Raw genomic sequence first — 13,913 nt, 5'->3', positions numbered from 1 at the left:
TTTTGATAAAATTGTTTTTTGGAGGATTACACAATCAAAGTATTTCAGTTTTTGAAAGTCTATAAATTCTTTTGCGATACTCCATTGAAGTCCTATTTTCTCTTTTTTAAACAATTCCTCATATTGAAAAATCCTATAATAACTGCTCGCGGTTCTTCGATCTCCCGCAGTCAATACAAAAATGTTCATTTTACCATTCAATTAGGCCGATTCCAATTTTTCGGTCACCGGGTTCATTACTTATCAATTCTGTTGTCTGAAATCGAGTATTAATTTCTCTCCAAAAACGATAGACTTCTATACTGGGTACATCCTCGCGGGGAAGAATATCATGCATCGCAATTAACCCCCCCGGTTTCACTAAACCTGAATAAAGGTCAAAATCTTGTTTAACCCCTTGATAACTATGATCCCCATCTATAAAAAGGAAATCGAGCATTTCCCCATTTAGCAGGTTAGAAAGATCTTTAGGTAGCTTTGTCTCATGGGTATCCGTTTGTAAAAGGTGAATTTTCTGTTTGGGTAAAGCAAAGGATTGATAAAATGGAATCCGACAAGGATAATACCCACCGCCAAATTCCCCATATGGCAAATCAATACTTATAATAACTGCATCAATGGCTGCAGCCTGGGCCCACAAATATAGGGTTCCCCCATGACAAGTTCCGATTTCTAATACTCCATGAGGTTTTCGTTTTGCTACAATTTTATACAAATCAGAAATTTCTTTTTTAGATTGCATGGGTTTAATAGATTTAAAAAAACCCTTTCCCTTATAATCAAAGGGGATAATAAACCGCGATTCTAGATCGGGGTATTCTTTTTCTAAAACTTTAAGGGTTTTTAATGCCCAAATATAATGCGCTTTTTTGAATAATTGATAACCGATATGTTTCAACTGAAATTTTTTCATAATGGACCTTTATTTAAAAAGGGTGATTCAAAACTTTTTTGAAAATGACGGGGATTGATTGGAAAAAATTCCACGAACTGCATCAAGAACCTCATTTCCTGTAATTTTTTCAAGGCAAAAGCACCGCTTGGTCACCGTACAACCCTGAGGTCCAGTTGAAACACACCCCTCATTCCTTTTTAAAACTTTATGGGTCACACACCAAGGATGCCAATTATAATCCCCCGTGGGCCCAAAAAGTGCAATGGTTGGGGTTCCAACCGCCGCGGCAAGATGCATGGGGGCAGAATCCACACCAATAAAAAGATCTGAGGCCTTTGAAATGCTTGCCAACTCTCTCAAGGTTATCCGTCCAATCAAATTCAAGGTTTTTTCGTGAACACGATCCGTGATTTTCTTCACCTTGGCCAACTCTTTTGGATCAGGACTACAGGTTAGCACAACCTGCGCTTGAAATTCAGCAACCAACCGGTTGATCAAATCCGCAAAATAATCGTCCCGCCAACACTTAAACAACCATCGGGAAGTGGGATGAACATGGATTTTCAAATCCTCTTTTCTGACTCCATTTCCATCAAAGAAATCCAAGGCAAATTTTTCCTCTTCGTTGGATAAAAAAAACTCCAAATTTAATTTGGATGGTTGAATCCCAATTTGCCGAACAATATCCAAATTCTGTTCAACCATATGCTGGGTATGGTTCCGCTTTACACCCGCATGGGTATAAAGCCATTTCTTACCCAACATCCCCTTTCCCTCGGGATGGGGTCCTACTCGTATTCTTGCACCAGAAAGAAACCCCAAAAAGGCAGGCCGGTCTCCTCCCGTTAAGTCCACGGTTAAATCAAATGGATTATTCCGAATCCTTTTAAGAAGATCAATTTCAGTTTTAAGCCGTTCCACTGGCCCACAGCCTTTTCGGCGATGATAAACCATTATTTCATTGATCAATGGATTTCCTTGGAGCATTTCTTCGGTCCCCTGATTGACCAAAACAACCAATTCAGCCTTAGGGAAAAATTCATGCAGGGCCCGAATGGTCGGAGTAATTAGCAATACATCCCCAATATGAAGAAATTTCATGATTAATATTCTTTGGATATTTAAAAAATCTTTATTTTTCATAAATCAGGAAACCAACACCATTTTCAAAAAAATGAGTCCAATCCCCAATAAAATCCCATAGCAGGTATTGAACTCGCGATGCTTTTTTACCAAGCCCCAAGAAAATCTTCCATTCCATGATCCAAACCCAGTAATATTGGGGAAAAACCTGGGAACCCGATTTACATAATCTTCGTAGCTTTGGCCAAACTGTTCCAAAAGCTTTTTCTCTTCTTCTTTAATCGTTGCATCGTAAATAAAATAAAAAAGGATTAAAAATATTCCGATCAAATACCATTTGGACGCCATAATGACAAAACCGAACCCTAGAAAAAAATTTCCCAAATAAAGCGGGTTCCTGGACATGGAGTATGGCCCTTCTTGGGCGAGACTTGAATCCTTATGGATAAACCCAGAAGATGATATTCGAATAATCTCTCCCAAAAGGATAATGGGGAAACCCCACCCCATGGAAAACGCGTTGGGATCCGCCAGCATTAAAAACCCAATGGCTAAAATCATGGTGGTCACAATCCGATTATGACTTACCATATACCGAAGACGATCAATCATTTTCACACAAACCCCTCATTTCACCCAAAGGAATCAAAAAAGAAAATTTCCCTATCTATTTTAATTTTTATTTTTTAAAGCTGTATTTTTTTTCATTTCCCAATACTTGGCATATTTGCTAAAGGTATACATTCCATAAAGGCATGAAAGGAGAAATCCCCTCCACCCTTCTCTAAACCCTTGTTGGACTAAATACATTTTCAAAAAGGTGGCTGGGGGACGAAAAAGGAGGTCCAAGACGGTGGTGGACTTCTTTTCTTTTTTCATTTCCATTGCACCCAGCGAGGAATACCGGTGCATTCGATCAAAATATTCATCCATTGAACGGTAGGTCTCATGCTCAAGAGGGCCATTCAAATATCCCACGGGTCCCTGAACCTCTACACACTCGTGGACCATTCGATCCTTAAAACGTCCCCTGTCCTTTCGAAACAATCTTAAATTATAATCAGGGTACCAACCGCAAAACCGTATCCACTTGCCTAGGAAAAAACTCTTTCTTGGAACATAATAACCGATGCAATTGGAATCCTTTGACAAAACATTTTCAATTTCTTTTCGAAGTTCCGAGGTTACCCGCTCATCGGCATCAACACTCAACACCCAATCATTTCGAACTTTAGATAGGGCAAAATTTTTTTGTGGTCCGTACCCCAGCCAGGGTTGACTGATAACCTCTTGGGTATACTCCATGCAAATCTTAACCGTTTCATCGTTACTTAAAGAATCCACAACCACAATTTCATCCGCCCATTTAACGCTTTCAAGGCAGGGGCGAATTCGGGTTGCTTCATTAAAAGCAATAATGGCCACCGAAACCTTTTCTGTCATTCCTCTTCCCCTACAAAACCATAATATCGGCCCATCCAGTAGGCCAGAAGATAATCCACGCCGCTAAAACGAACCCCTCCCCCCCCCGGTCCATCTAACCGGTAGGGATTCTCGCGCCATTCGAAAGAACTGGTGGGTCTTTCATCCAAAGGAAGCGGAAAACAAGCTTGAGGTTTGCTCTTCCGATCAGAAAACCATGCTTTGCAAATATTTTTTCGATCACTATTTCTAACCGGCCAATCCACCCTATCTTTTGGAAAACGCCTAAGGTTCTCTAAAGCATCTTCAATGGCAAGATGATCATTTTGACCCTCTCCAATCAGAGCATGATATATCCATGTAAAAAAAGGATTTCCCTCTCCCCGAACCACCTTCCAGGCCCGGTTCAAACTCTTTTGATAAAGGGACAAAAGCTTCGGGTTTTCTTCATAAAGAAGAAGGGTAAAATAAGCAAGAAAAGCAAGATTATTATCGGAATGGTTAATTCCGGCAAAAAATTCCCACCAAGGATCCCTTGCGCCAACAGTCTGATGGGCATAACCCTCCCTCACAAGGTTTTGATAGGAATTTAAATAGGTTTTATCCCCGCTAACCCGCCCAGCGGTTTTTAACAACGACAAAGCAATGAGGGAGTTGAGGGGTTCCGATAACAACCCCAAAGTAAAATCACCATGACGGGTTCCCTTCCCGGTGCTATCCACAATCCGCATATCATTGTAAAGGAGATGGTCAGCTATTTGTGTGATTTGCCATTTAATTTTATCTCTGGTTTCTTTTTCGGGGCTCAAATCAAAGGCAATGGCCTCCCCAAAAACGACACCATCCAATTGATCCGAACTGACATCCCCTAACCACTCATAATCTGAAAAAGGTCCATTCCCCACCCGCCACGTCTCATTGATAGAGGGAAGATGGGGATAAGCTCCCTCAGGGGTCCTGTCATGGTTCGGGTATTGAATTCTCCTTCGAACCGATCGAGCGATGAGACCCGGGACCCCGGTTACTTTTTGAATAAGCCCCAGCCCCTCAACACATTGGTCTACTCTTTTTTTGGCATCTAATTTCCCTGTCACCGCATATCGAAATGATTCTGCGCCTAAATAACATCCTGTCCAGATGGCCATATCCGCAAAGCTGGTGGGAACCATTTCACCCTTTGGAGGTGGCCAGAGAATCTCGTAAGCTAAAAGGCCTTCCGGAGTAATATGCCATTTTTCAATTTCCTGATTAAAAAATACCGCTTTTTCAAACAGCAAACCTTTTCTTGAATTTTTCTTTGGAATTCGGCCTGGTTTTGGAAGGGGCCGGTTACACGAGGTTCCGGCCCCTAAGGCAAGAATCCCCATCCCAAATAGGGATAGGATATTCACAAAGGAACGCCGGGAAATACCCAAATCCCGATTGAATCCACAAAGGGAAGGTTTTTTAAAAGAACCGGCCATTCCCTGTTTCGTTTGTTTTCCTGCGGGCCCACTCACTTCAAAGGAATCGCTTCATCGATCAACATTACAGGAATATCATCTTTTATGAGATATTTTAAACGACAGGGATCGCAAATCAATGCATCCCCCTCCTGGGTTAAACGGATCTCTCCTTTACATTTTGGGCATGCAAGGATATCTAAAAGGTCCTTATCGATTCCCATGATTTCTCTCCCATGTTTTTCCAAAAACAAGGTTTATTCATTTAATAATTCTACCACCATGGAATAAACCTCCTCTACATTGATTTCCGCCATACACCATTTATCGATCCGACACTGTCTCGGAAAATACCTGGAATTTCCCCTACAAAAACAAGTTCGTTGAATATTTCGATGTTGTTCCCCCAATGGAGCGCTTCTCTTTCCATCGGATGGCCCAAACAATCCCACAGTGGAACACCCTACGGCCCCCGCTAAGTGAAGAGGCCCGGTGTCTCCTGCCACCACCACCCTGCATTTTTGATACAGTGCGGCCAATTCGTTTAAGCTCAGAGGAGGAACAACCATAGGAGCCTTTTTTCTATAGAGCAAAAGCTGTTCTAGCTCATTGAGCATTTCTCCCGGTGTGAATAAAATGGATAACCCTTTCCGGATTTCTAATAATTCCCCAAGTTCCAAAAATCGTTCCAATGGCCATCTTTTTGTTTGAAACCCCGCCCCCGGATGTAAAGCGATTAAATTTCTCCGATCCCCCAACCCCACTTTTTGAAGCCATTTAGAAACCCGCTCTTTATCTTCTGGGGAGAGGATGAAATGTAAATATTTAGATTGCTCAAAATTTTTTGGCTCTCCATTCAGACCCTTTACGTCCCTAACCAGGGATAGGGTTTGCTCAACCACATAGTCCCCTAAAGGTTTAATCCGATGGGTGGTAAAACACATATTCAATTTTTCTCGGCAAAATTCATGAGAATACCCAATCCGAATAGGAGCTCCTGTCAAGTAAGTAATCAACCCACTTTTAATAAGGCCTTGGCCATCAATGGCCAAATCAAATTTAAAATCCGACAATCGTTTTCTAAACCCCTTCATTTCGGAAAATAGAGGGCCCCATTTTCTTTTCTTAAATAGCTGCCTCATTTCCATGGTGTTCACGATAATAATTTCATCAATCCCTGCTTGATTAAACAAAATCTCTTTGGATTTCTCCTCTACAAACCAGACGATATAGGCTTTTGGAAATATATTTTTTAAAAGGGAAACCAGGGGAAGCATGTGGAGACAGTCTCCGATTGAACCCAGTTTTATTAAGGCAATTTTGGGGGAGTCTTTTTCAATTTTAATCAAAACATTTTCACCCATTTAACATTTCAAATTTTTAAATTCAGTTCGGTCACTTTGGTGGGGTTAATGTCCCTTTGGCCCCCAGCAGAGAAGTCTCTAAGAATCCATTGAACCGCCTCATATAGATCAGGAACCACCACCTCTGCTTTTGACCCGTTTCGAATACAACGGTGGACCTCCTGATTCCCATCACCGGTTAAAACCAGGATTCCCCTAGCCCCCACCCGTCGGGCCAACTCCATATCACTCCACTTATCGCCCACCACATAGGAGCGCCGGAGGTCTATTCCATGCTCTTGGGAGGCCTTTTCAATTAAACCTGGAGCTGGTTTTCGGCATTGACACACCTGGGTATAAGGTGAGTTTCCTGCCTCAGGGTGATGTGGACAATAATAAATTCCATCCAAAAAAGCACCTTTACGCTTGAGTAATCGCACCAATTCCCGGTGAAGGGTTTGAACCGCCGCTTCAGTCATTATGCCGCGGGCAACCCCCGCTTGGTTGGTGACTAACAATACTTTGATTCCCGCCTGATTGAGCAATTGAATGGCGGCGATACTTCTTGGATAAAAAGCCATTCGCTCCCGGCGATCAACATACCCCACGTCCTTATTCAAAGTTCCATCCCGGTCCAAAAATACCGCAACCTCGGTCACCTGTTTCCCTTTAGCCCCAACGGAGGATTCATTTTTTACAGAGGTTTTCCATCGGGGAAAACCGGTTTCCTCCAAACATTTCGCCGCCGCTGTAAAAACCTCGCCTACAGTAACCCATTCCATACAGCGATGATCAATGGGACACACCCGAAGTTGGCAGGGAGAGCAGACCACCTCTCGTTTGACGACGATCCCCGCCCTTCCAAAAGGACCGGTTGTTTTTGGATCGGTTGAACCAAATATGGCAACCACAGGAACTTTCAGCCCCATAGCAACATGCATTGGACCAGAATCATTGGTGACCAATAAATCACACTTCTTTAAAAGGGCCATCAGTTGGCGGAGGGTGGTTTTTCCATTCAAAACCACTGCCTTTCCTGGAATTCCCTCTGCAATCTTTTTTCCGAGAATTTCCTCCTCCTGGGTCCCAAAAAGAAGAACTTTTGCAGGATATCCCTGAACCAATTTTCTTCCAAGTTCAGAAAAACGCTCCATGGGCCACCGCTTGGCCGTCCCATAGGCTGCCCCCGGATTAAAACCGATCCATATATTTTCTTCGGACCCACCCAATGATTGGAGTTGCTCATCGGCCCACTCATCCTCTTCTTTAGAGGTTTCAAGGGTCAGGGATGGTTCACTTTTGATGTTTAATGGTTTTAGAAGCTCCAGGTAATAATAAATATGGTGTTTTTTCAATAAATCTCTGGGAACGGGAATGGGATGGGTCAGTAAAAATCTTCTTCCATCGGTGCGATACCCATAACGTATGGGAATTTTTGAAAAAAACCCCAAAAGGGCACTTTCAAAGGAATTTTGAAAAAGAATCAACATATCAAAAGATTTTTCCTTAATCTCATGGATTAATTTTCTTTTTCCCAAAAAGCCACGATGCTTCCCCTGATCTTCAAAATGCAAATGATGGTGGATAAAAGGATGCCGTGAAAGGAGGTCCCCTACGTGAGGCTTTGCCAGCAAGGTTATTTCTGCCTTTTCAAAATGTTTCCCTATGGCGGTAATGGCAGGGGAAGCCAGAACCGAATCTCCAATCCAATTGGTTCCTCGAATTAATATCTTTTGGATAGATTCTCGGTTAATCATAATCCTAAAAACAAATCAGTTTTTTTTTCTCTGGTTCATTAGGTTTTTCGGGTTTATCTTGGTTGTTTAGTTTTTTCTGGCCTAAAAACTCCAACCTTAAACCTATTTTTTCTCCTCACGCCAAACACCTCACCTTACTTCCCTTTATTAAAGGGGTTGGGTTTTCCACCTTCGGTGAATCCACACCCACTGTTCCGGGTGTTCCCGAATTTTATCCTCCAAAATACCGGTATACCGTGCGGTGTTTTGAATAATATCTTCTCCGGTTTGTCCGGTCCGAATAACGGGCAATTCTTTCTCGATGGAGATCCGATGGTGTCCCCCGTCTAAACGGGTAATAAACATAGGCAAAACGGAAACACCCCTTCTCAAGGCAATCACCGCCACACTTTTGCTGGTACAGGCGGGGCGGTTAAAAAAAGGAACAAAGACCCCATCTCCAGATTTTGTATCTTGATCTAATAGAAAAGCAACAACCTCTCCGCTTTTAAGCAGTGTCAAAACCGCTTTGGTTGCTTGGTTTTTCTCAATCACCGTATTCCCAGTCATCGTTCTTCTCCGAATGACCCAGGAATTTAAAAAGGGATTATCCAATCGTCGTGCAACCACATGGAGGGGAAAGCCCAAGTTGGCAAGTGTCACTCCTAACAATTCCCAATTTCCAAAATGCCCCGTTAATAAAATTACACCTTTCCCTTTTTTTTGAGCCTCAAGAAGGTGCTCGAGACCCTCGATGCTGACATGCTTTCCATTTTCTTCCTTATGATACCGAGGAAGTCTGGCATACTCTACGATGGACTCTCCCAATTGCAGAAAACATGCTTTTGATAATTGAATGATTTCCTCCTTACTCTTGACTCCCTGAAATGCATTTTGGAGATTAATGAGGGAAATGGTCCGATCCCGTTTATCAAATTTCCAGGCCAAGAGGCCAAGTTTTTTCCCCATCTCCAAAGCCCAAGGTAGGGGTAATAGGTTACACAAGCCCACAAATAACATGACCCCGGACCACTCAAAAAACCAATGAATTTGGAACCTTCTCATGATCCCTCTATTCAAAACCGTGATTGTTTTTGGTTAGAAAATCCATCCATTCCTCTCCTTCCGTAATTCTTCCCTCGATCCTCAAGGCCCATAAGGAAGATCCCTTCCCAAGAAAACGTTCGAGCTTAACCCCATCTTTCTCGGTCGTAATAATACAATCCATCCCTTTACCGGCATCCAGTATTTTTTTAAAATCCCGACGGGAATAAAAATAATGATCCGGAAATACTTTTTCTAAAACCTCTTGGGGACCTAATTTCAAAAGGGTTTGGTGAAAATTAAAAGGATTTCCGATTCCGGAAACGGCCAAAATTTTTTTCCCCTTCACCAGGGTAAGGTCCTCTTCCTTTTTGGTTCCGATAGAAACAAAACCCATCGGAAAAAAATTTAAATGAAAAACAGGTTTCTCCTCAATCCAAGGTTCAATTTTTTGTTTTATCTGTTGTAGGTTTTTTGATTGGCTCACACGGCTAAAAACAATGGCGGATGCCCTTTTGATATGGGATAAAGGTTCCCTGAGTGGACCCCGGGGAAGAAGATAACCATTTCCGAAGGGAGCGGTGCAATCAATCAAAAGAACATTTAAATCCCGAAAAAGCTTTAGATGCTGAAAACCATCATCCAAAAGAATAACCGTGGGTCGAAAATTTTCCAAAGCAAACCGCCCCACCTCATAACGGTTTTTTCCCACCAAGACAGGAACCCCCTCGCATCGGTCGGCCAATAAAAAAGGTTCTTCACCCACTTCTTCCCAGGAAACCAGAGGCCCATCGCCTTGAGAGGCAATCGTTATTTTTTCCTTTTTTCTTCCTTTATATCCCCTGCTGATGACCACAACCCGTTCTCCCAAATCACGAAATTGTTTGGCCATTGCCAATATCAAGGGAGTTTTCCCGGTACCTCCAACAGTTAAATTGCCAACACTGACCACCTTACAGTTGAGTTTTTGCGTAGTGAAAATTCCTGCACGGTACAGGAAAACCCTGAGGAACACGGCCATTAAAAAAACAAATGATAAAAGGGTTAATGGAAAAAATAAAATATTTTTGGCCCCAGGACCCCAGTTCGCAATCCTTTTTCCCTTTCCAAGCCACGGTTCCATTCCCTCAAACTCACGGGGTTATAAATTTCTCGATCAATTTCATATTTTTTTCCACCGCACCGCGGTTTTCTTCCACCACTTTAAATGCCTCCCTTCCTCGACGCTCCAACTCGGCAGGTTTTTTTAAAATCGTTTCTATTTTTTCCACCAATTCCTTCACGTTCTCCACTTCAACCCCCCCACCTCGCTCTTTCATTAAACAACTGATTTCGGAAAAATTATGCATATACGGACCGAAGTAACTAAATTTCCCATAAGCGGCAGGTTCCAGAATATTATGACCCCCAATGGGAACCAGACTTCCCCCCACAAAAACCACCGTGGCTAACCGATAATAGCTTGATAACTCACCCAACGTATCCAAAAGGATTACCCCGGTTTTGCCTAATCCGGGGTCGCCTTTTCTCCTTAATGCCAGCAAATCCGTCTTCCGAAAATAGGGAATCTTTCTCTGTTCCAAGAGAGTTTCAATGGATGGAAGTCTATCCAGATGTCTAGGGGCCAAAATCATTACAAAGGAACCCCATCGGGAAACCATTTCCCCGAATTGGTCTAGGAGGGATGCTTCTTCTTTTTCATGGGTGCTACCAACGACAAAAACCATGGTTTTTTTCTCAATTCCCAGATTTTGTCGGAGGGAATTTAATTCATCTTCCCCAAACACCTTAAAAGATTGATCATACTTCATATTCCCCATACATTCAATGGTAAGGGGGTCTGCTCCTAGTTCTTGCAAGAACCTAGCGTCCCGCTCTGTTTGAACAGAAAAGGTAGAGACCTGCCCCAACACCCTCCGGAAAAACACACGGGCCCATCGATAATTCCTAAACGAGCCGGGTGAGATTCTCCCATTCACCATCAAGGATGCAACCCCTTTCTTTTTTAAACAACGAAGTAAATTAGGCCAAAGCTCCGTTTCTAAGAATATAAATAAATTGGGGCGAAGAATTTCCACAACACGCTGGACCGCCCAAGGAAAATCAAAAGGACAATATATCATCCGATCCACTTCTGGAATTTTTTGCAGCGCAATTTCCTGGCCCGTAACCGTGACGGTTGACAAAATCAAACGGTCTTTTGGAAATTTTTTCCTAATGGCATGAATCAGCGGAACGGAGGCCAATACCTCCCCAACCGAAACAGCATGAATCCAAAAAAGCCGCTCCCCTTTTTCCTTTTTTCCAATATCCTTGGGGTGGATTCCAAATCGCTCCCATATCCCTTTTCGGTAGGATGGCTGAACCACCCAACGCCAGGAAAGGATTCCAAAAGCAAACGGGAGAAAAAGCAGAAGGAGGAGGTTATATAAAAAATATAGGGTTTGCTCTAACGGTTCGGGACCTTTCACATCCATCCTAAATTCATCCGGGATAAAGGGGTTCCCGTTAAAGGAACTCCGGCGGGATTATTTTGTAATGGGATCAACCGGTTATTTCGGATCAAAATAAGAATCCGCTTGTTTTGTTAATTCAGAAAGAGAAATTTCCAGCTCTCTTCGTTTGGCATCAAAGGCATCCTGTGTCACATCTCTTGGCACCCAAATAGGTTTCCCCCAAATAAATACCCCCTTGGAAAAAGGAAAAGGAATAAAAAAACCATCCCAAGAGCCCAGGATTTTTTTTTTGAAGCACCAAAGGAAACGGGATAAATGGGAACTTGGGCCAACTTGGCCATTTCCAACACGCCCCCTTGAACCACATAACGGGGCCCTCTCGGACCGTCCGGTGTAATGGCCAAATCCGACCCCCCACGGATGGCCCGAACCATCCCCTTTAAACCGGCAATTGCTCCTTTTGTGGTTGACCCCCTGATGGTCCGATACCCAAAAAAAACCATTACCCGGCTGATCAGTTCACCATCGCGATGTTGGCTGATGAGAATATGAACATTTTTCCCTTCATAGGCTAAGGGAATCATCAACTGCCTGCCGTGCCAAAAAGAAAGAATAAAAGGAACCCCCTGTTTCCAGTTCTCCCTTACCTGCTCCGCTCCCACGATTTGGATTCTCATCGACCCACCCACGGTTTTAATAAACCCATAGATCAAAACCGGAAGGAGGTAATAACGAATCCAATCAGAGATTTTCCGCATAATTTTCCTCTTCCCGAAATTGAACTTGGTAAAGCCGTTTATAAACACCGCCCCTTTGGAGAAGCTCATCATGAGACCCCCGTTCAACAATCTGCCCGTGATCCAGGACCAGGATCTGGGTTGCGTTTTTAATGGTAGAAAGGCGGTGGGCGATGACAAAGGTGGTTCTATTTTTCATGAGGTTGACCAAAGCCTGCTGCACCATTAATTCCGATTCACTGTCCAGGGCCGAGGTTGCTTCGTCCAAAATCAGAATGGGAGCATTTCGAAGTAGGGCTCTGGCAATGGCCAAACGCTGCCGTTCACCCCCTGAAAGTTTTACCCCCCGCTCCCCAATCATGGTTTCGTACCCTTGCGGCAAACGACTAATAAAAGGGTGAGCAAAAGCCGCTTGAGCGGCCTGTATAACGGCTTCCTCCTTGACCCCCTGTTCCCCATAACTAATATTGTTAACCACCGTATCATCAAAGAGCACGGTTTCCTGACTCACAATTCCAATTTGTTGTCTCAAAGAGGTCAAAGTCGCATCCTGAATTTTGATGTTGTCAATTATAATTTCTCCCGCGGTGGGTTCAAAAAACCGAGGAAGTAAGTTGACCAGAGTGGTTTTCCCACTTCCACTACTGCCCACCAAAGCAACGATCTCTCCGGGCTGGGCCCTAACCCAGACATCCTTTAAGGTCGCCAGATCACTTCCCTCATAATGGAAAGAAACGCCTTTATATTCAACGGCGCCGCGTACAGATCCGAAGATGTGAGTTCCGGTCGAAAAACTCTGCTCCGTATCCTCATCCAAAACGGAAAATACCCGTTGGCTTGCCGCAATGGCCTGTTGAATCATATTATTGGCCGAAGCTAATGTTCTCACGGGGGCATACATCATCATAGAGGCAGCCATAAAGGAAAAAAAGGTTCCTTGAGTTATATTTCCCTGGATAACATAATAACCCCCGTAACCGACCATTAAGGCAAGGCCCAGGGAACCAATAACCTCCATCAAGGGCGAGGTTAACTCTTGAATCTTGGTCACCCTCATCAAGTTTCTGAAATAGGAAAGGTTTTTTTCTTTAAAACGTTTTCGCTCATAATCATCCATGGTGAAGGCCTTCACCACCCGAATTCCGCTGAGGGACTCTTGTAAAAGATTGGTTAAATCTGAAATATTTTCTTGACCCAGGTGACTTAAGCGTCGCAATCTTTTTCCAAACCGAACCAAAAGGTAACTGGATAGGGGAAACCCAAATAAGGCCAATAGGGTTAATTTCCAATCCTGATAAATCATGACCCCAAGAAGGACAAACACAGTGAGGGTGTGTTGGAAAATATCTTTGACCACTCCGGAAACCGCGCTTTGGATCAAGGTCACGTCATTAATTACTCTGGACATTAATCTTCCGGTGGAATATTTCGTAAAAAAACCTAAAGGAAGGGAAAGCGTGTGACCGAAAATTTCATTTCGAAGGTCCATGAGAACCCGGTTTCCTACATATCGCATAAAATAGGCCTGACCATAACTAAAAAGTCCTTTTAAAAAAGTAACCAGAAAAATAGCGGAGGTAAGCATAAAAAGCATTTGGGTATCTTTTTGGGCGAAAATTTTATCCAACACGGGCTCCACTAGCCACGCAAGGATTCCTGTAAGAGAGGAAACAAAACTGGCCAATATAATGGCAACCACCAAGCGTGGCCAATAAGGCTTAAGGTACCTAAGCAATCTTAAATAGATTTTCATTA

At 43.2% G+C, this 13,913-nt stretch carries 14 protein-coding genes; all 14 read right to left on the bottom strand.

Annotated features, from left to right (window positions below; all coding sequences use genetic code 11):
- The coding region (locus VGB26_15420) for a hypothetical protein (protein ID HEX9759163.1) at positions 1–189 on the bottom strand (189 nt) is incomplete at its 3' end.
- Position 190: 1 nt separating this feature from the next.
- Positions 191–913 carry a class I SAM-dependent methyltransferase gene (locus VGB26_15415; GenBank protein HEX9759162.1) on the bottom strand — a complete coding sequence of 241 codons (723 nt, stop codon included), beginning with the start codon at positions 911–913 and terminating at the stop codon, positions 191–193.
- Between the two features lie 27 nt (positions 914–940).
- The gene (gene rfaQ / locus VGB26_15410; protein HEX9759161.1) at positions 941–1,996 is read right to left on the bottom strand and encodes a putative lipopolysaccharide heptosyltransferase III; all 1,056 of its coding nucleotides are present in this window, start codon (positions 1,994–1,996) and stop codon (positions 941–943) included.
- Positions 1,997–2,041: 45 nt separating this feature from the next.
- Positions 2,042–2,590, bottom strand: a complete 549-nt coding sequence (locus VGB26_15405; GenBank protein HEX9759160.1) for an isoprenylcysteine carboxylmethyltransferase family protein — start codon at positions 2,588–2,590, stop codon at positions 2,042–2,044.
- A gap of 60 nt (positions 2,591–2,650) precedes the next feature.
- On the bottom strand, positions 2,651–3,421 hold the full coding sequence (locus tag VGB26_15400) for a glycosyltransferase family 2 protein (protein HEX9759159.1): 771 nt from the start codon (positions 3,419–3,421) through the stop codon (positions 2,651–2,653).
- Positions 3,418–4,899, bottom strand: coding sequence for a hypothetical protein (locus tag VGB26_15395; protein HEX9759158.1), 1,482 nt, complete (start codon positions 4,897–4,899; stop codon positions 3,418–3,420). The genes VGB26_15400 and VGB26_15395 overlap by 4 nt, the downstream gene beginning before the upstream one ends.
- The gene (locus VGB26_15390) at positions 4,896–5,066 is read right to left on the bottom strand and encodes a Trm112 family protein (GenBank protein ID HEX9759157.1); all 171 of its coding nucleotides are present in this window, start codon (positions 5,064–5,066) and stop codon (positions 4,896–4,898) included. Before VGB26_15390 ends, VGB26_15395 begins: the two co-directional genes overlap by 4 nt.
- Before the next feature lie 33 nt (positions 5,067–5,099).
- Positions 5,100–6,206: a glycosyltransferase family 9 protein gene (locus VGB26_15385; protein HEX9759156.1), complete on the bottom strand. Its 1,107-nt coding sequence runs from the start codon at positions 6,204–6,206 to the stop codon at positions 5,100–5,102.
- Positions 6,207–6,214: 8 nt separating this feature from the next.
- Entirely contained in the window at positions 6,215–7,942 is a 1,728-nt protein-coding gene (gene waaF / locus VGB26_15380) for a lipopolysaccharide heptosyltransferase II (protein HEX9759155.1), read from the bottom strand.
- Positions 7,943–8,089: 147 nt separating this feature from the next.
- Positions 8,090–8,986 (bottom strand): lysophospholipid acyltransferase family protein, encoded by an 897-nt coding sequence (locus VGB26_15375; protein ID HEX9759154.1) that lies wholly within the window; start codon positions 8,984–8,986, stop codon positions 8,090–8,092.
- A gap of 7 nt (positions 8,987–8,993) precedes the next feature.
- A complete protein-coding gene (gene lpxK / locus VGB26_15370; protein ID HEX9759153.1) occupies positions 8,994–10,088 on the bottom strand; it encodes a tetraacyldisaccharide 4'-kinase in 1,095 nt (364 codons plus the stop codon).
- Between the two features lie 10 nt (positions 10,089–10,098).
- Positions 10,099–11,442, bottom strand: coding sequence for a 3-deoxy-D-manno-octulosonic acid transferase (locus tag VGB26_15365; protein HEX9759152.1), 1,344 nt, complete (start codon positions 11,440–11,442; stop codon positions 10,099–10,101).
- Between the two features lie 167 nt (positions 11,443–11,609).
- Complete coding sequence (locus tag VGB26_15360; protein HEX9759151.1) at positions 11,610–12,179, bottom strand: lysophospholipid acyltransferase family protein; 570 nt, start codon at positions 12,177–12,179, stop codon at positions 11,610–11,612.
- The gene (msbA, locus tag VGB26_15355) at positions 12,163–13,911 is read right to left on the bottom strand and encodes a lipid A export permease/ATP-binding protein MsbA (protein ID HEX9759150.1); all 1,749 of its coding nucleotides are present in this window, start codon (positions 13,909–13,911) and stop codon (positions 12,163–12,165) included. The genes VGB26_15360 and msbA overlap by 17 nt, the downstream gene beginning before the upstream one ends.
- Positions 13,912–13,913 lie beyond the last annotated feature (2 nt).

The sequence above is a fragment of the Nitrospiria bacterium genome, from assembly GCA_036397255.1.
In the GTDB taxonomy this organism is placed as follows: domain Bacteria; phylum Nitrospirota; class Nitrospiria; order DASWJH01; family DASWJH01; genus DASWJH01.
Note: the sequence above shows the minus strand (reverse complement) of the source record. Positions and strands in the feature narration are given on the sequence as shown.